The sequence below is a fragment of the Sphingomonas degradans genome (assembly GCF_053502645.1).
The window spans coordinates 2,634,632-2,650,803 of the sequence record NZ_CP177172.1 but is presented as its reverse complement, the minus strand read 5'-3'; the positions used below and the strand labels follow the sequence as shown (position 1 = coordinate 2,650,803).

Sequence of the window (16,172 nt, the reverse complement as noted above, 5' to 3'; positions counted from 1 at the left end):
AGCACGAGGGAAAAGGGCGGTGACGATGGCAGTTAATTTGTCGAACAGTCTTGCGGGGCTCAGCCTGTTGACCGGGAGCAATGTGGCGAACAGCGCCACAACGGCGATTGCGTATGAATCCAAGGCTGTACGGGCGGCAAAGGCCCTGTTCACTGCCAAGGAAACCGTGACTCCGCCGTGGAAGGAGCCGAAGACCTCGACCCCGGTTTCGGCGCAGGTTGCGGCAGTCAAGGCGCTCAAGACCATCATCGACAAGGCCGGGACAGGGACCGACCTGCTCACCGACGACGTCCAGACCACCTTCACCACGTACAAGGCACTCGACCGGCTTCGGGTGCTGGCGGAGACGGCATCGGCCAAGACGACGTCCGCGGCGCAGCGCGCCCAGTTGCAGACGACGTTCGCCAAGGGCCTTGCCGATCTCCAGACTTATCTTGGCTCCGCCAAAACCGATGTCGTGAACCTGGCCTTTGGCCAGCCGACCCGCAGCACCAAGACGGTCGAGATTTCCGACCCCGAGCAATATACGCTGAAAAGTGCGGGGTTGGTGAAGACCCGCACCGACGCGCTGCCCGGCCTGACCGGCAATGAAGTCTTCACGATCACGCTGACCAAGCCGGGCGCGACCGACACGATCAACGTCGACCTGTCGAAGGGGCCGCAGCCGCCCACGATCGATTCGATGACCGACATGGTCAATGCGGCGATCGCGGGCATCCCGGCCAAGAACGCGGACGGCACGGTGCGGCTGGACGCCGAAGGCAACACCACGCCCCGCTGGCTCGCGCGTTTCTCGGCCGAGAAGACCGGCGACAAATGGGGCTTCAAGATATCCAATCCCAGCGGGATCGAGCGGATCACGCTGGACCAGGTGGGGGCAAAGGACTCGCTGGTCGTCGCCAGCGGCCAGACAGCGCTCGACGCGCCCACCGCGACCAGCGTGTTCCGTATCGACGATCCGGCGGGCGACCAGACGCGCAAGACGATGGCGAACCTGTCGGCGCTCGATCGGCAGGCGACCGAGCAGGCGACGCTGCTGGGCAAGACCACCACGCTGACCACGGCAAAGACCGACGCCGACGGCAAGGTCAAGGTCGAGACGACCAAGACCAGCAATGTCTATGCCTCGACCGACGCCGCCGCGCTCGTCACCGATGCGCAGGGCAACAGCTATGTCGTCGGCACGACCAAGGGCGATCTGGGCGCCAATCGTTCGGACGGCGATGACAATCTGTTCCTCACCAAGCTGGACGGCGAAGGCAAGGTCGTCTGGCAGCGCAGCCTGGGCGCCGCCGGCTCTTCGACGGGCGCCGCCGTGTCGCTGGGCGCGGATGGCAGCATCGTCGTGGCGGGCACCGTCAATGGCAAGTTCGATACCACCACCACCGATGGCGACATGCTGGTCGCCAAATATGATGCCGAGGGCGACGAGAAGTTCGCCACCGTGATCCGTTCGACCGGCGCCGACACGGCAAAGGCGGTGGCGGTGGGGGCCGACGGCTCGATCTATGTCGGCGGCCGCACGGCAACCGGCGGCGGCGACGCGTTCGTCGCGCGGATCGATTCCACCGGCAAGATCGCGGAACGCCAGACGCTGGTGGGCGCCGGCAGCGACACGATCAACGGCCTGGCGGTGGACGGGGACGGCAATGTCCTGGCGCTGATGGCGTCGAACGGCGAGGCGCAGGTGCGCAAGCTGAGCGGCAGCGCGCTGTCGTCCGAACTGGGCAGCATCTCGCTGGGCACCGCCGATGCGCGCGCCATCGCAGTGGGCCCCGACGGCACGATCGCGATCGGCGGAGCGACCAACACCGCGATGTCGGGCACACAGGTAAACGGGATCAGCGGTGGCCGCGACGGCTTTGTCGCGCGGATCGATTCCAACCTGTCGAGCGCCAGCGTCACCTATCTGGGCTCGTCGGCGGACGACCAGGTCGATTCGCTGACCTTCCTCAACGGCGATCTCTACGCCGGCGGGCGCACCACGGGCGAGATGGGCGCACCGCGCAAGGGCGCGACCGACGGCTTTGTCGCGCGGCTCGATGCCGCGACCGGCGCGGTCGCCAATGTGAACCAGTTCGGCGCGTCGGCACTGCGGACCGAGCCGGTGCGGATCACCGCGAACAAGGGCGGCGCCAACGCCATCTCGTCGCTGGGCTTTGCCCGTGGCACGATCAACCCCGAGACCACCGACAAGCTGACCAGCCAGACCGCGCTGCGCCCCGGCGACAGTTTCTCGATCCGAGTCGATGGCGGCGCCGTGCGCAAGATCACGATCAGCGCCGACGATACGCTGACGACGCTGGCCGAGCGCATTCGCGGCGTCGCGGTCAACAGCAAGGCGACGGTGACCACGCCCAAGATCGGCGAGGCGCGCTCGCTGCGCATCGATACCAAGGCGGGGCATTCGTTCGAATTCATCGCCGGCCCGGACGGCAGCGATGCACTGGCCAAGCTGGGTATCGAGCCACAGCGCATCCAGTCGCCCACCACGCTGTCGAGCCGCGCGCCCAAGGTGCGGCCGGGCGGCGATTTCGGGCTGAGCCTGACCGATGGGCTCAACCTCACCACCGCCGACGGCGCCAAGCTGGCGATGAAGAAAGTGGAGGAGGCGCTGTCGATGACCCAGACTGCCTATCGCTCGCTGTTGTGGGACGATGGCAAGGCGAAGCTGGTCGACGGTGTCAAGAACACCGCCACCGGCAAGCAATCGACGGCGCGCGAAACGGCGCAGCTCGCCAATTACCAGGCGGCGCTCAACCGCCTCAACAGCAACACGTCGAGTAACGGCAGCCTTTTGGGATTCTGAGCCATGACGACAACCCTTCCCCTGTTGGCCGGCATTCGCGAGCGGATGCAGAACCTCTCCGAGCGGCAGCGCGTGGTGGCGCAGAACATCGCCAACAGCGAAACGCCGGGATTCAAGGCACGCGACGTGTCCGAACCCAATTTCGCCGCGCTGGTCGGCGGCAGCGGCATGGTGGCCAAGCCCCGCGTCGAGCTGACCGCCGCGATGAAGAATCTGGGTGCGGTACAGCCGGTGGGATCGGGCGTGGTGCTCGACAAGAATATCACCGAGACCAAGCCCGACGGCAACAACGTCACGCTGGAAGACCAGCTGCTCAAAATGGGTTCGATCCAGGCCGATTTCTCGGCGATGACCAACCTGTACCGCAAGCAGATGCAGATGATGAAGACCGCGATCGGCCGCGGCGGCGGGGGCTGAGGCTAGGGCAGGGCGGACCTGGAGGGGAGGTCCGATATTGGTGGCGCGCGGTGGCGCCTGCGCATTCCTCCCCCGGAGGGGGAGGGGGACCAGCCGGAGGCTGGTGGAGGGGTAGTCTCCGCATGCTCCACTGCCCGAAAAAGGGTACTTATATCAGGGCACTGGTCCGAAAGTACGCGAGAATACTCCTGTCGGACTTGGCAGCCGCTGTCCGCCACTTCGGCATACTCGCCCGCCGAGATTACCCCTCCACCGGCTTCGCCGGTCCCCCTCCCCCTCCGGGGGAGGAGTGAAGGCCGGTCTGCGCGCTCTGCTTTATCGCTCGGTTGCCGCGCGCTGTTCGTCGGGCGTCGCCGGGCGATGGCCATAGCTCAGGACCGTGGTGATGCGCCATGCGCCGTCCTGTTTCGCCCAGACCATCACGAACTTCGCGATCCCCTCGCAGCGCCCGGTCGCCAGCTCGCAGAAGCGATGCTCGCCTTCCTCGATCGCGCCGTAATCCTTGACCGGATAGACCTTGAACGACGTGCGGATCAGCTCGCGCCGCACCTTGCCGCAGATATAGTTGCGCACCCCGTCGACCATCGGATCGCGATCGAACGTCGCACCGCCGGCGTCGTGGTAAAAGGCGACCTTCGGGTCGAAATAGCCCGAAAAGGCCGGGATGTCGCACCGGTTATAGGCATCGAACACCTTGGCATCGAGCGCAGCGATCTCGCTCGTCAGGGGATCGGCCTGCCCGGGCGCGGGTGCCGCAACCAGCGCGGCTGCAACGGCGATGATCGGCACCATGTCCATTCTCCTCGGCCACGGCTGCGCGGCTGTGTTGGTTGAATAACACAGTTAGCGGCGTGGCGCTGCGATTGCAATCTCTGCGGATCGACGGGCCAGGACGCCCCAACAACAAAACGGCGCCGCCCCCACCGGGAGCGACGCCGTTCGCGTTTCGATGCGCGGCCTTTTACAGCCGGGTGTTGATCGAGATCGGGGCAGGGGAGTCCATGCCGCCCAGGCCGCCGCACGCGCCATAGGTGCTGCTGCGGCTGCCGGTCAGGCGCTGGGCCTCGGCGGCGATCGCGGCCATCATGTCGACCGACAGTTCGATCTGGCGCGACAGGATTTCCTTGTTGACGGTGCACGCGTCGCGCAGGTCGCGGCTGGCATCGGCAAGCCGTGCCCGCGTGTCGGCGTCCAGCGCGACCATCCAGTCTTCGGAACTGCGTTTCAGCCGGGCGACCTCGGCCTCGATCCGCCCGGTCAGGCGCAGCTTGGCGTTGGCGATCTCCGACAAATCGGGGACATAGCCGTTTTGGGCCAGCTTTCCGCTCTCTTCCTCCATCAAGGACGTGAGCGAAACCATGGCGTCGATGAGGTGCGCGGTCATTACTTCCCCTGTTGAAGCTTGATGATCTGATCGAGCACCGCCGGCGCCAGGCCTATGCCGCCGCGCTTTGCCATTTCGGTGCCCAGTTTTTCCGCGAGCACGCCGCGGAACATTTCCTCGCCATGCCCGCCGCCGAACGTGTCGTCCTGCGGCACGCTTTCCAGCAGCAACTGCGTGATCTGGCCCAGGAACACGCCTTCGAAGCTCTGCGCCGTCTCGGCGTTCTTCTTGTCCACCTTGGGCTGGGCGGGCGCGGCCGGGTTGGGCGTGGTTGCGCGGAGTTCCTGCATCATTGCACCTCGATATCGGCCTGGAGCGCGCCGGCGCTCTTCACGGCCTGGAGTATGGTAATCAGGTCGCGCGGCGAGACGCCCAGCGTGTTCAGCCCGCTGACCAGCGATTGCAGCGATTCGCCCTCGATCCGGGCCAGCGACGCGCCGTTGCCGTCGTCCACCTGCACCTGGGTGCGGGGCACCACGGTGGTCTGGCCGTTGGAAAGCGGCGCGGGCTGCGACACCTGCGGCGCCTCGGTCACGGTGATGGTCAGCCCGCCCTGGGCGATGGCGACCGGGGTGATCTTGACGTCGTTGTTCATCACGACTGTCCCCGATGCCTCGTTGATGACGACGCGGGCCGGCTGATCGACGCGGATCTGCAGGTCGCCCACTTGCGTCACCAGCGCGATGACGTCGCCGACGAAGCGCGCGCCGGGGGCGACTTCGACCGTGGAGGGGTCGAGCACTTCGGCGCTGCCGGGGAACTTGCCGTTGATCGCGGCGGCGATGCGCGCGGCGGTGGCGAAATCGGGGTTCTTGAGCGCGAGCTTGAGGCTGGTCGCGGTCTTGAGCGCATAGGGAACCTCGCGCTCGATGATCGCACCGCCGGCAATGCGCGCCGAAGTGGTTACGCCCCGGCTGACGCTGGCAGCGGCGCCCTGGCCCTTGAAGCCGGACACGGCGACATTGCCCTGTGCGACAGCATAGATCTCGCCGTCCAGCGCGCGCAGCGACGACGCGATCAGCGTCCCGCCCTGGAGGCTGGAGGCATCGCCCAGCGCCGCGACCTGCACGTCGATCCTCGAGCCCGAACGGGCAAAGGGCGGCATCGTCGCGGTGATCGAGACGGCGGCGACATTCTGGGTCCGCATCTGGGTGCCGCGGATGTTGACGCCCATCCGCTCCAGCATCGCCTGCATCGATTCCTCGGTGAAGGGCGCGTTGCGCATGCGATCGCCGGTGCCCGCGAGGCCCACGACCAGGCCATAGCCGACGAGCTGGTTCTCGCGGACATTCTCGACATCGACGATGTCCTTGATACGCGTTTGCGCGGCCGCAACGGGTGCGACGGCGCCAAGGCCAAGGAGCAGAAAAATCAGGGCGGCGAGGCGCTGCATAAACCCTCTGGAAAGTGGAAAAACCGCAGTAAGTTTCTTATAGGATAAAGGTGGGGCGCGGTGCTCCGCAGAGGACAGTAAATCGTGCGTATCGAAGGTCTCTCACCCATTCTGGCCCGCAGCCTGCTTGCTGCGTTGCCCAAAGGTGTGCCGAGCTTTCCCCGCACGGACATCGATCCCCGCGCGCTCGCCAATCACCCGGTTTCCGGGCCCGGCGCGCCGCCGATGCCGACGGTGGAGATGCTGGTGGCGCTGGCCGTCGGCGATCCGGGCGTCGAGCGGCGGCGCAAACAGGCGGCAGCCGCCGAACGCGGCATCGACGCGCTCGATCGGCTGCACAAGGAACTGGTCGCGGGCACGCCCAGCGTCGAGCGGCTCCGCGAAGTCGCCGAATGGTCGCAATCGCTCGAGACACCGGACAATCCTGTGCTCGCGTCGATCCTCAAGGATATCGACCTGCGCGTTCGCGTCGAACTGGCGAAGTTCGACGTCGAAGCGTAATTTCGGGGTTCATTGGCATGAACCCCGCGCGGGCGGCCTGCCTCTAGCCTAGAGCGGCAGCGCGCGTTCTCCCTCGATCGTGAAGTCGGCGGCGACCGTGGGCGCAACTGTGCCCGGCTGGCCACCGCCGACGCTCAGCCGATAGCGGCCCGCGCGGACCAGCCGCTTGCCGTCGGCGGAGACGCTCGACAGGTCGCGCGGGTCGAGTTCGAAATGCACCGCGCGGCGCTCGCCGGGCGCCAGCGAGACGCGGGCGATGCCGCGCAGCGCGCGCACCGGCGTGCCCGGCGCATCGGGGAAGTGCAGATAGAGCTGCACCACTTCGTCGCCCGCGACCTTGCCCTCGTTGCGCACGTCGACATCGACGCCCAGCGCCTCGCCCGCGCGGATCTGCGCGCGCGACAGGCCGACCGCACTATAGCCGAACCGCGTGTAGCTGAGCCCATAGCCGAACGGATACAGCGGCTTGCCGGTGAAATAGCGGTAGGTGCGCCCCGTCATCGCATAATCGCGGAACGGCGGCAGCTGATCGACGCCGGTATAGAAGGTCACCGGCAGCCGGCCCGAGGGATTGTTCGCCCCCGACAGCGTCTGCGCGATCGCGGTGCCGCCCTCTTGCCCCGGATACCAGGCCTCGACGATCGCATCGGCATTCGCAGCGGCCCAGTTCACCGACAGCGCCGATCCGTTCATCAGCACCACCGCGAGCGGCTTGCCGGTGGCCTTGACGGCCTTGAGCAGTGCCTCTTCGGGCGCGGGCAGGTCCAGGCTGGTGCGGTCGCCCCCCTCGAATCCGGGGATGTTGACCGTCATTTCCTCACCCTCCAGCGCGGAGGTGATGCCGACTACCGCGATCACGACATCGGCGTTGCGGGCAGCGGCCACGGCGCGGGCGAGCGCGTCGGCGCGGATTTCGTTCCAGACGAAGCGCGGCGGGAAGCGGCTGGGCGATTGTTCGATGCGGACGGCGTGGCGTTCGCCCTTTCGGAACGCCATCTCGACCAGATTGGCGCCGCGTTGCTGCGCGCCGCTATTGTCGGCGACGAGCTTGCCGTCGATCCACAGCTTGGCCGCGCGCCCGTCGATCCCGATCTTGTAGCTGCCGTCGGCCGGCGCCGTGACGAACCCGGTCCAGCGGGCGGAGACGACGGGGGAGTCGGTGATCGCGGGCGGCGTGTTGCGGTCGAACGCGACCTTCGCGTCGATCCGGGTGAGGGCAGGGGCGCCCGAAAAATCGCCATTTCGCCAATATTCGGCCTTCAGCCCCGGCTGTCCGTCCGGCGTGAACAGCGCCGTGGGCGGCACCGGCTCGGCGAGGCGGAGGAAGTCGGTGCCCGGCTCGAAAACGATTTCCGCCCCCGGATATTCCGCCCGGATGCCGTCGAGCGCCGAGATCGTGCGCAGCGGCTGGCCGTGATAATTGCCGAGCAGCACTTCGGTCTGGTCCGCCAGCGGGCCGACCACCGCGACGCGCTTCACCTTGGCCGGGGCGAGCGGCAGCAGTCCGTTATTCTTGAGCAGCACCATGGATTGGCGCGCGGTCTTGAGCGCCAGCGCGCGGTGCGCGTCCGAATTGAGCATCGCGTCGGGCAGCGTGTCATAGGGATGCGAGCCCGGCGGATCGAACATGCCCAGCCGCATCCGCACCGTGAACAGCCGGCGTAGCGACTGATCGACCGCCGCCATCGGCAGCAATCCCTGCTGCACGGCCTCGCGATAGCGATCATAGTCCGATGTCGCGCCGGGCGCGCGGCCATATTCGGTGCAGTCATTGTCGACGCCGAGCTTCATCGACACGGCGGCAGCCTCGGCAAAGGTCTTCGTATAATGGTGCCCGCGCTCGATATCGGCGATCGAGTCACAATCGGCGACGACGTGCCCCTTGAATCCCCAGGCGTCGCGCAGCCGATCCTTGAGCAGCAGCGTGTTGGCGCAGGCGGGCTCGCCGTTGACGGCATTGTACGCGCACATCACGGACTCGACCTTGCCGCTGACCACCAGTTCGCGGAAGGCGGGAAGATAGGTGTCCTCCAGATCGTGCGCGCCGATCGGAATGTTGTCGCTGTGGCGCCCCGGCTCGGGGCCGCTGTGCACGGCATAGTGTTTGGCGGTGGCGGAGACGCGGTAGCGGTGGGGATCGTCGCCCTGCATCCCGCGCACGAACGCGACGCCCAGCTTGCCGGTGAGGAACGGGTCCTCGCCATAGGTTTCCTGCCCGCGGCCCCAGCGTGGATCGCGGAAGATGTTGATGTTGGGCGACCAGAAGGTCAGCCCCTGCATGATGCGGTGCGTGCCGCCAGCGCGCTCGACCTGGTTCCACTTGATCCGCCCCTCGGTGCCGATCGCTTCGCCCATCGTCTGGATCAGCGCGGGATCGAAGGTGGCGGCAAGGCCGATCGGTTCGGGGAAGACAGTCACGCCCTGCGACACCACGCCGTGCAGCGCCTCGCTCCACCAGTTATATTCGGCGATGCCCAGCCGGGGGATGGCGCGGGCCTGGTTGACCAGCTGCGACATCTTTTCCTCTAGCGTGAGGCGGCCGATCAGGTCGTCGACGCGCGCTTCGATCGGCAGATTGGGATCGCGGAAGGGCAGCTTTTCCGCATTTTGCGGCGCTGGCGGCGCCACCGGCGGAGCCGCCTGGGGCGCCATCGCGACCGTTCCCCCGTGATTCACGCACGCACTCGTCGCCAGCAAGCCGGCGATGACCAAAGCCCTTCGCATATCCCTCTCCCTTTTTCCGATAGGATATAGGATTCTGTGAAACGGGGAAGGGCTTTCGTGCTCCGCGCGCAAAAACGCAGGCTCAGCGGCGGTTGCGCGCGATCCGCAGGACGAAGCTGATGATTTCCGCCACGGCGGCATAGTGTTCGACGGGGATCGGGCGATCCAGTTCCGCGCTGGCATAGAGCGCGCGGGCCAGCGGGCGGTTTTCCACCATCGGGATGTTGTGCTGGGCGGCGATCTCGCGGATCTTGAGCGCGACGCCATCGACGCCCTTCGCCACCACCACCGGCGCGGCACTGACGCCGTGGTCATATTGCAGCGCGATGGCATAGTGCGTCGGGTTGGTGATGACGACGCTGGCCTTGGGCACGTTGGCCATCATCCGGCCGCGTGCGCGCTGCATCTGGATCTGGCGGATCTTCGCCTTGATCTTGGGGTCGCCATCGGCTTCCTTGTGCTCGTCCTTCACTTCCTGCAGGCTCATGCGCATCCGCTTCAGGAAGCTGCGCCGCTGCCAGACGAAGTCGAACAGCGCGAGCGCGCCGACCAGCAGCGCGATCGACTTGAGCATGGCATGGACGATGCCGTTGGCGGCGGCGCCCGTCGCCTGAAGGTCCGCGCCGACCAGCCGGTCGATGCCCGAAGCGTGCGGCCATGCGACCGACGTGGCGATGCTGGCCACCACGCACAGCTTGGCAAGCGTCTTGGCAAATTCGACCAGCGATTGCTTGCCGAAGATGCGCGTCAATCCGCTGAACGGATTGAGCTTGGAGAATTTGGGCTTGATCCGGGCGACCGACAGCATCGGCCGCCCCTGGAGCACGCCGCCGAGCAGCGCGAAGCCGAACATCGCGGCGAGCACCGGGAACAGCGCGCTGGCAAAGGCGCCCAGGATGCCGGCGGCGAAATCCTGCGATCCCTCCGGCGTCATGTGGAAATCGTCGGCGCTGCCCCATAGCCGCACGAACATGCCGCCCAGATGCTGGATGGTGTACACGCCAAGCCCACCCATCACGACCAGCATCGCGACGAACATCGCGGCGTGGCGCATTTCCGGCGCCATCGGTACGTCGCCCTTTTTGCGGGCGTCCTCCAGCTTCTTGTCGGTAGGATCGAGTGTCTTGTCCTCGTCGCTGTCCTCCGCCATTTACCAGCCGCCCTGCATCGCATCGGCCATTGCCTGGCCGAAAAAGGTCAGCATCGTGCCGATCGTGGCGGCGGCGAGCGAGAGGCCGAGCAGCAGGTTCAGCGGCTGGGCGATGAAGAACACCTGGATCGACGGCGCGACGCGCGCGGCAAGGCCCAGGGCGACGTTGAACACGATGCCATAGACGATCAGCGGCGCGGCAAGCGAAATGCCCAGCGTCATCGACCGGCCGATCGCGGCGATGGCGAGCTGCGCGAAATCCTGCATCGGTGGCAGCCCGCCGACCGGAAAGCTCTGATAGCTGTGGACGATCGCGCCGAGCCACAGATGGTGGACCTGCATCCCCATGCAGATCAGCGCGGCGGCAAGGCCCGCGAATTTGGAGAGAATGGGCGCCTGGCCGCTCTGCGCGGGATCGAAGATGATCGCCGAAGAAAAGCCTGCCTGCATGCTGACCAGCGAGCCGGCCATCGAAATGGAGAAGAACAGGATCTTCACGATCATGCCCATCGCCAGCCCGGTCATCAGTTCGGCGACGATCAGCGCGGGCAGCACCCCGCCGGCCTCCACGGCCGCGCGGGCAGGTGCGCCGACCAGGCCATATAGCGCGGCGGACATCGCAAAGGCGATCATCAGCCGGATGCGTCCCGGAATCGCATCCTCCCCGAACACGGGCAGCAGCATCAGTACGGCGCCGACGCGGGCGAATACGATGAAAAAGGCTGTGACCTGCAGCTCCAGGTCCGGGGGCACGGTCATCCGTTGTGGACGATCAGGTCGCTGATCTTGGCCATGAAGCCGGTCAGTGCCTGTCCCATCATCGGCAGGGTGAACAGGAACACCACCCCCATCGCCAGCAGCTTGGGCACGAAGGTGAGCGTGGTTTCCTGGATTTGCGTCAGCGCCTGAAGCAGGCCGATGACGCTGCCGACGATCAGCGACGTCAGCAGCAGCGGCCCCACCACGGTGAGGACCAGCAGCAGCGAGGCCTGGGCCAGCTCGACGACGGTCGCCGGCGACACGTCAGATCTGCATCCGCATGATGTCGCTATAGGCGCTGACCACGCGGTCACGCACCGCGACCATCGTGTCGAGCGCCGTCTCGGCGGCGCCGATCGCAGTCACGACGTCGATCAGGTCGCCCTTGCCCGCGACCTGCATCGCCGATGCGTGTTCGGCGGTGCGCATCTGATCGGCGGTGCCGGTGACCATATCCTCGACCATCGAGCCGAAGCCCCCGGTCTCGCCCGTCTTGCCCGTGGATTTCGCGGCACCGCCGCCAGCCAGCCCCGCGACCCGGCCATAGGCCGAGGTGGCGTCCAATGCTCCGATAGACATGGTTCGTCCCCTGTGACGTTAAGGTGGGAAAGTTATTTCAGCAGGTCGATGGTGCGCATCGTCAGGCTCTTGGCCGCTTCGATCGCACTCAGATTGGCTTCATAGCTGCGCTGCGCCGCCTTCATGTCGGCGGCCTCGACCAGCCCGCTGACATTGGGCTTCAGCACATAGCCCTGCGCGTCGGCCGCCGGATGACCCGGCTGATAGACGCGGGTGAAGTCCGACGTATCGTTCTGGATGCTGGTCAGCTTGACGCCGGTGGCGCCGGTGCTGCGATCGACTTCGGCCTGAAAGCTTGCCACGCGGCGGCGATACGGATTGCCGCCGGGGGTGGTGGCGACGGAGTCCTGGTTGGCCAGATTCTCCGCGATCACACGCATCCGCAGCGACTGGGCGCGCAGCCCCGATGCCGAAACGCCGAGCGATGCCTTCAAGTCCATGGGTCTCTTCCTCCGCGGCCAAAGCTGCCGTTGCGAACATTGTAGGCAATTTTTGCCGGGAGGGGCCGCTTAGGCGGAAAAAAGGTTCCTATAAGTCCTCCTGAAAGGGGGACGCATGTCCGTACTCGAAGGAATAATGATCGACCTGTCGATCGTGCTCGGCTCCGCCGAAGTGCCGATCCGCCAGATCCTGCAAATGAGCCGGGGGGCGATGATTCCGCTCGATTGCGGGCAGGACGATCCCAGCCTCGTCTATGTGAACGGCGAACTGGTCGCGAAGGGGCGCGTGCTGGTCGATGGGGACCAGATGTCGCTCGAAATCTCCGAACTCATAAAGAAGCAGCGCCACTGATGGACATTTTCTCGATGCTGCGCACTCTCGGTGCGCTGGGGATGGTATTGGGAATGCTTGCGGGCGCACTTTGGGTGGTGCGCCGTTATGACCTGAAGCTGCCGGGCCGGATCACCAGCGGGCGCGGCAAGCGCGTCGAACTGGTCGAGCGGCTGTCGGTGGATGCCAAGCGATCGGTCGCGCTGATCCGTCGCGACGGTTGCGAACATCTGATCCTGTTGGGGCCGGAAGGCCATGCGATGCTGGAAACCGGCATCACTGCGCCGCCAGCGCCGGAACCCGCGCCCAAGCCTGCGCGCCCGCCGCGCACGGTGCCCCGGCTGGTTCCCACGCCTGCGGCAGAGCGGGCGCCCGTGCCCGCGCCGGGTTTCGGCACGCTCATCGATTTCACGACCGCCGCCGCGCGGTTGACGCCGGCGCCCGCGCCCGAGGCACAGCCCGAAGCGGACGCCGCTATCGAGCCCGAGCCCGAGCAGGCGGAACCCGCCGCGCCGCGCACCCGCGCGCCGCGCGTGACTGCCCGTTGGAACCGCGCTGCGGTGCGCGAGGCGCTCAATGCGTAAGCTGATCGGCGCCGCTGTGCTGCTGGTGCTGTTGCCGGTGACGGCGCACGCCCAGGCGCAGGGCGCCACGATCAACATCGGTGGGGAAGGGGCGATGTCGGCCCGGGCGATCCAGCTCGTGCTGATGCTGACGGTGCTCAGCCTCGCCCCCGGCCTGTTGATGACGATCACCAGCTTTACCCGGATGGTGGTGGCGCTGTCGCTGCTGCGCACCGGCATCGGCGCGCCCGGCGTGCCGCCGAACCCCGTTATTATCAGCCTGGCGCTGTTCCTGTCGTTCTTCGTCATGGCGCCGACCTTCGAAAAGGCGTGGAACCAGGGTGTCGATCCCTACACCAAGGGCAAGATCACCGAGACCCAGGCGTTCGAGCGTACCGCCGAGCCCTTCCGCACCTTCATGCTGGGCCAGGTGCGCGACAGCGACCTCAAGCTGTTCGCCGATCTGGCCGGCAAACCGATCGCCGATCGCAGCGCCACGCCGCTGTCGACGCTGGCCCCCGCCTTCATGATTTCCGAACTGCGCCGCGCGTTCGAAATCGGGTTCCTGTTGCTGCTGCCGTTCCTCGTCATCGACCTGGCGGTGTCCGCCGTGCTGATGGCAATGGGCATGATGATGCTGCCTCCGCCCACGATCGCGCTGCCGATGAAGATCATCTTCTTCGTCCTGGTCGACGGCTGGGCGCTGGTGGCGGGGTCGCTGATCAAGAGTTTCGCCACCTGATCCAGGGCAGGGGGCGAAAAAACCAGGGGGAAAGGCCGGCCGCATCAGCGTGCCGGCCTTTTTTTGTGCGGCTATCGTTTCGCCGGAGCCGCGTGCTTTTTCTTCGTCCTGAGGCGGACCGGAGGCAAGGCGGGGGTTGTCGGCAGGGCTATCGCATATGGCAGTTGTGCGACCATAGAGTCCGTCATACCAGCGCAGGCTGGGATCCATTACCGCTCCGCCCAAGTCAAAAAAGCGCAGGCGGAGCACCGAATGGATCCTGACTTTCGTCAGGATGACGGTGAGATTACCGTGGCGGTGACGGGGGGGTGTCGGGCGGTGTGGATCGCGGTCGACGCGGCGGGTATCAGTCCGCCCCTGCCTGCTGGCCCAGCCACGCCGCCAGTTCGTGATACGGGATCACGTCGAGAAAGGTCAGCCCGGCGCGTTCCTCGTCGCTCCAGCGTGTGGTGCAGCGGCGCGGGGGCAGGCCGGGGATCGACAGGATCACCTGGGTATCGCGGTGCGGGGGCTTTGCCATGCGCAGCCCGGCGCCGCTCTGCGACACGTTCTCGACCATGACGTCGATAGAGCGGCCGAAGCTGTTGATCCGGGCGGCGCACTGCACGGCGAAGCGCGGGGCGCGGGGCACGCCAGCCTCGTTCATCGCCAGCCGCGACTTGGCGTTGGCCAGGATGTCGTCGACGACGATCGGCGCGTCGAACTGCACGCCCATCCGGCCGGGCTCGCACCAGGCGACGTCGCCGGCCAGCCGGTCGCCGCTGCGCAGCTCGACCCACACGGGTTCGCCGATCGCGACCAGCCGGTTGCTTTCGACCAGCATGCCGGTGGCCGAGATGTTGCGGATGCGGCAGAGATACTCGCGCCGGTCGCCGCCGAGCAGCTTTCCGACCAGCAACGTCGTGACGACGCGCGGCGCGCGGTCCACGGGCAGCGCGGCCTGGGCAGCCGCGCCGGGCGCGAGGGCGCTGTTTTGGAACGCTTCCAACGTTACCTCCATGCTTGCGGTCGTGGCCGACCCTGTAATGCAGTATAAACGCCCAGCCGGCGGCGGATGCGCTTCCGCAACCATCCGCTAGGGGTCATGCCGGAGTGGCTGCGGTGACCGCGACGCGGCGGACGACGCCGGCGCCGAATGCCTCGGGCGCGGCCGCCATCGCCACCTTGCGGAACATTTCGATGTTGACGATCATGCCGTCCGGGCCGGCGGCCATGGGCGTGCGATAGGTGCGCATGTTGATCGCGTGGAGCATCAGCGGCAGCCGCGCGGTTACGAAGCCGACCTTGTCGGGCGGCACCTGGAGCTGCATCTGGATCTGGACATAGCCGGCAAGGCGGCCGTCGGGGAATACCAGCGGCGCCAGGATCTGCCCGGCATCGACAAAGGCGGGATCGGGCTCGACCGGCTTTTCGGCCGCAGCACCCTTTTTCCCATAGAACATCGACGTGGCGAACGCGGCGCCCCCGCCCACGGCGAGGCCCGCGATCAGCATCGCGACGAAAAACAGGATCTTCTTCATCGGGCGGCCCTTCAGAACTTGAAGCTGGTGTCGCTCGGCATCGGCGAAGCCTCGGCCTTCAGCACGATCGTGATGCGGCGGTTTTCGGGGCGGCCGGGCTGGTCGGGATAGACCGGCTGCGTTGCGCCCATCGCCACGATCTCCGAAAAGCGATCGGGCGTGACGCCCGCGCCGATCAGCGCGACGCGCGCGGCGAGCGCGCGTTCGCCGGAGAGGCGCCAGTTGGCATCGCTCTGCCCGCCGGCGCCGTCGGTATGGCCCTCGATCGCGATCTGCGACCCGGAATTGACCAGACGCGCGGCGATCCGCGCCAGCATGCCGCGCGCATAGGCGTTAAGTTCGGCGGTGCCGCCACGGAACATCGACTGGCGATCGGTGTCCATCAGCGTGATGCGCAGCCCGTCGCGCGCCGGCTGAACATCGACGTTCTTCTTCTCGCCCTGGTCCTGCGGGATCGAATCCAGCGCGACGCGCAGTTCGGCGGCGATCACGCGCATCGATGCGTCGGGAACATTGGCCGTGCCGCCACGCGCGGCACCCGCCGTGGCGGCGTCGCTGGTCGGCGTGCCCTTGGCCTTGGTCGGCTCGGTCGCGGACTTGCGCGCCTGACCGCCGGCGCCGGTGGAGGCGCCCATGACCGGGGTTGCCGGCGCGCTGTCGCCGACGCTGGGCGTGAAATACTGGGCCAGGCCCTTCAGCCGGGCCTTGTCGGGATTGGAGATCAGCCACAGCAGCATGAAGAACGCCATCATCGCCGTTACAAAATCGGCATAGGCCACTTTCCAGGCGCCGCCATGATGGCCGCCGGCAATCTTCTTGACCTTCTTGATGATGATCGGGCGATCATTCGCAGCTGCCAT

Annotated in this window: 19 protein-coding genes; 6 read left to right on the top strand and 13 right to left on the bottom strand. The window is 66.8% G+C overall.

Annotation, left to right across the window (positions count from 1 at the left end; genetic code table 11):
- Positions 1–25: 25 nt before the first annotated feature.
- Together ACG3SL_RS12020 and ACG3SL_RS12015 are read left to right on the top strand one after the other, a co-directional pair.
- Positions 26–2,809 (top strand): hypothetical protein, encoded by a 2,784-nt coding sequence (locus ACG3SL_RS12020; RefSeq protein WP_448665120.1) that lies wholly within the window; start codon positions 26–28, stop codon positions 2,807–2,809.
- Between the two features lie 3 nt (positions 2,810–2,812).
- On the top strand, positions 2,813–3,226 hold the full coding sequence (locus ACG3SL_RS12015) for a flagellar basal body protein (protein WP_448661373.1): 414 nt from the start codon (positions 2,813–2,815) through the stop codon (positions 3,224–3,226).
- A 315-nt stretch (positions 3,227–3,541) separates the two neighbouring features.
- Here the strand turns inward: ACG3SL_RS12015 and ACG3SL_RS12010 are convergent, their stop codons facing one another.
- The 4 genes from ACG3SL_RS12010 to ACG3SL_RS11995 form a co-directional block, all read right to left on the bottom strand.
- Positions 3,542–4,018 carry a nuclear transport factor 2 family protein gene (locus ACG3SL_RS12010; RefSeq protein WP_448661372.1) on the bottom strand — a complete coding sequence of 159 codons (477 nt, stop codon included), beginning with the start codon at positions 4,016–4,018 and terminating at the stop codon, positions 3,542–3,544.
- Positions 4,019–4,187: 169 nt separating this feature from the next.
- Positions 4,188–4,610, bottom strand: a complete 423-nt coding sequence (locus ACG3SL_RS12005) for a flagellar protein FlgN (RefSeq protein WP_448661370.1) — start codon at positions 4,608–4,610, stop codon at positions 4,188–4,190.
- Positions 4,610–4,900, bottom strand: a complete 291-nt coding sequence (locus tag ACG3SL_RS12000) for a rod-binding protein (RefSeq protein ID WP_448665119.1) — start codon at positions 4,898–4,900, stop codon at positions 4,610–4,612. Before ACG3SL_RS12000 ends, ACG3SL_RS12005 begins: the two co-directional genes overlap by 1 nt.
- A complete protein-coding gene (locus ACG3SL_RS11995; protein ID WP_448661369.1) occupies positions 4,900–6,003 on the bottom strand; it encodes a flagellar basal body P-ring protein FlgI in 1,104 nt (367 codons plus the stop codon). Before ACG3SL_RS11995 ends, ACG3SL_RS12000 begins: the two co-directional genes overlap by 1 nt.
- A gap of 84 nt (positions 6,004–6,087) precedes the next feature.
- Between ACG3SL_RS11995 and ACG3SL_RS11990 the strand changes: the two genes are divergently transcribed.
- On the top strand, positions 6,088–6,504 hold the full coding sequence (locus ACG3SL_RS11990; RefSeq protein ID WP_448661368.1) for a flagellar assembly protein FliX: 417 nt from the start codon (positions 6,088–6,090) through the stop codon (positions 6,502–6,504).
- 48 nt (positions 6,505–6,552) lie between these two features.
- On the opposite strand, the gene ACG3SL_RS11985 is transcribed toward ACG3SL_RS11990, so the two are convergent.
- The 6 genes from ACG3SL_RS11985 to flgC all read right to left on the bottom strand — a co-directional run bounded on the left by ACG3SL_RS11985 (position 6,553) and on the right by flgC (position 12,156).
- Positions 6,553–9,228 carry a glycoside hydrolase family 3 C-terminal domain-containing protein gene (locus ACG3SL_RS11985; RefSeq protein WP_448661367.1) on the bottom strand — a complete coding sequence of 892 codons (2,676 nt, stop codon included), beginning with the start codon at positions 9,226–9,228 and terminating at the stop codon, positions 6,553–6,555.
- 82 nt (positions 9,229–9,310) lie between these two features.
- A complete protein-coding gene (gene flhB / locus ACG3SL_RS11980; RefSeq protein ID WP_448661366.1) occupies positions 9,311–10,378 on the bottom strand; it encodes a flagellar biosynthesis protein FlhB in 1,068 nt (355 codons plus the stop codon).
- A complete protein-coding gene (fliR, locus tag ACG3SL_RS11975) occupies positions 10,379–11,137 on the bottom strand; it encodes a flagellar biosynthetic protein FliR (RefSeq protein WP_448661365.1) in 759 nt (252 codons plus the stop codon). It lies immediately after the preceding gene.
- Complete coding sequence (locus ACG3SL_RS11970; protein WP_448661364.1) at positions 11,134–11,400, bottom strand: flagellar biosynthetic protein FliQ; 267 nt, start codon at positions 11,398–11,400, stop codon at positions 11,134–11,136. Before ACG3SL_RS11970 ends, fliR begins: the two co-directional genes overlap by 4 nt.
- A gap of 1 nt (position 11,401) precedes the next feature.
- Positions 11,402–11,716: a flagellar hook-basal body complex protein FliE gene (locus ACG3SL_RS11965; RefSeq protein WP_448661363.1), complete on the bottom strand. Its 315-nt coding sequence runs from the start codon at positions 11,714–11,716 to the stop codon at positions 11,402–11,404.
- Between the two features lie 32 nt (positions 11,717–11,748).
- Positions 11,749–12,156, bottom strand: a complete 408-nt coding sequence (flgC, locus tag ACG3SL_RS11960) for a flagellar basal body rod protein FlgC (RefSeq protein WP_448661362.1) — start codon at positions 12,154–12,156, stop codon at positions 11,749–11,751.
- 115 nt (positions 12,157–12,271) lie between these two features.
- Here flgC and ACG3SL_RS11955 point away from each other — a divergent pair, with 115 nt between their 5' ends.
- Genes ACG3SL_RS11955 through fliP form a run of 3 tightly spaced genes read left to right on the top strand, consistent with a single transcriptional unit; the run spans position 12,272 to position 13,792 of the window.
- Positions 12,272–12,508, top strand: coding sequence for a FliM/FliN family flagellar motor switch protein (locus ACG3SL_RS11955; RefSeq protein ID WP_448661361.1), 237 nt, complete (start codon positions 12,272–12,274; stop codon positions 12,506–12,508).
- Complete coding sequence (locus tag ACG3SL_RS11950; RefSeq protein ID WP_448661360.1) at positions 12,508–13,071, top strand: flagellar biosynthetic protein FliO; 564 nt, start codon at positions 12,508–12,510, stop codon at positions 13,069–13,071. Before ACG3SL_RS11955 ends, ACG3SL_RS11950 begins: the two co-directional genes overlap by 1 nt.
- Complete coding sequence (gene fliP, locus ACG3SL_RS11945) at positions 13,064–13,792, top strand: flagellar type III secretion system pore protein FliP (RefSeq protein ID WP_448661359.1); 729 nt, start codon at positions 13,064–13,066, stop codon at positions 13,790–13,792. The genes ACG3SL_RS11950 and fliP overlap by 8 nt, the downstream gene beginning before the upstream one ends.
- 346 nt (positions 13,793–14,138) lie before the next feature.
- Here fliP and ACG3SL_RS11940 read toward each other — a convergent pair whose 3' ends face one another.
- The 3 genes from ACG3SL_RS11940 to ACG3SL_RS11930 form a co-directional block, all read right to left on the bottom strand.
- Positions 14,139–14,780 (bottom strand): PilZ domain-containing protein, encoded by a 642-nt coding sequence (locus ACG3SL_RS11940; protein ID WP_448661358.1) that lies wholly within the window; start codon positions 14,778–14,780, stop codon positions 14,139–14,141.
- Between the two features lie 94 nt (positions 14,781–14,874).
- Positions 14,875–15,312 (bottom strand): hypothetical protein, encoded by a 438-nt coding sequence (locus ACG3SL_RS11935; RefSeq protein ID WP_448661357.1) that lies wholly within the window; start codon positions 15,310–15,312, stop codon positions 14,875–14,877.
- 11 nt (positions 15,313–15,323) lie between these two features.
- Positions 15,324–16,172, bottom strand: a complete 849-nt coding sequence (locus ACG3SL_RS11930) for a flagellar motor protein MotB (RefSeq protein WP_448661356.1) — start codon at positions 16,170–16,172, stop codon at positions 15,324–15,326.

Bases quoted from the DNA above. Each gene is read 5' to 3' on its own strand.
- ACG3SL_RS12020 (WP_448665120.1), top strand. From the start codon at position 26: ATGGCAGTTAATTTGTCGAACAGTCTTGCGGGGCTCAGCCTGTTGACC.
- ACG3SL_RS12015 (WP_448661373.1), top strand. From the start codon at position 2,813: ATGACGACAACCCTTCCCCTGTTGGCCGGCATTCGCGAGCGGATGCAG.
- ACG3SL_RS12010 (WP_448661372.1), bottom strand. From the start codon at position 4,018: ATGGTGCCGATCATCGCCGTTGCAGCCGCGCTGGTTGCGGCACCCGCG.
- ACG3SL_RS12005 (WP_448661370.1), bottom strand. From the start codon at position 4,610: ATGACCGCGCACCTCATCGACGCCATGGTTTCGCTCACGTCCTTGATG.
- ACG3SL_RS12000 (WP_448665119.1), bottom strand. From the start codon at position 4,900: ATGCAGGAACTCCGCGCAACCACGCCCAACCCGGCCGCGCCCGCCCAG.
- ACG3SL_RS11995 (WP_448661369.1), bottom strand. From the start codon at position 6,003: ATGCAGCGCCTCGCCGCCCTGATTTTTCTGCTCCTTGGCCTTGGCGCC.
- ACG3SL_RS11985 (WP_448661367.1), bottom strand. From the start codon at position 9,228: ATGCGAAGGGCTTTGGTCATCGCCGGCTTGCTGGCGACGAGTGCGTGC.
- flhB (WP_448661366.1), bottom strand. From the start codon at position 10,378: ATGGCGGAGGACAGCGACGAGGACAAGACACTCGATCCTACCGACAAG.
- fliR (WP_448661365.1), bottom strand. From the start codon at position 11,137: ATGACCGTGCCCCCGGACCTGGAGCTGCAGGTCACAGCCTTTTTCATC.
- ACG3SL_RS11965 (WP_448661363.1), bottom strand. From the start codon at position 11,716: ATGTCTATCGGAGCATTGGACGCCACCTCGGCCTATGGCCGGGTCGCG.
- flgC (WP_448661362.1), bottom strand. From the start codon at position 12,156: ATGGACTTGAAGGCATCGCTCGGCGTTTCGGCATCGGGGCTGCGCGCC.
- ACG3SL_RS11955 (WP_448661361.1), top strand. From the start codon at position 12,272: ATGTCCGTACTCGAAGGAATAATGATCGACCTGTCGATCGTGCTCGGC.
- ACG3SL_RS11950 (WP_448661360.1), top strand. From the start codon at position 12,508: ATGGACATTTTCTCGATGCTGCGCACTCTCGGTGCGCTGGGGATGGTA.
- fliP (WP_448661359.1), top strand. From the start codon at position 13,064: ATGCGTAAGCTGATCGGCGCCGCTGTGCTGCTGGTGCTGTTGCCGGTG.
- ACG3SL_RS11935 (WP_448661357.1), bottom strand. From the start codon at position 15,312: ATGAAGAAGATCCTGTTTTTCGTCGCGATGCTGATCGCGGGCCTCGCC.
- ACG3SL_RS11930 (WP_448661356.1), bottom strand. From the start codon at position 16,172: ATGGCAGCTGCGAATGATCGCCCGATCATCATCAAGAAGGTCAAGAAG.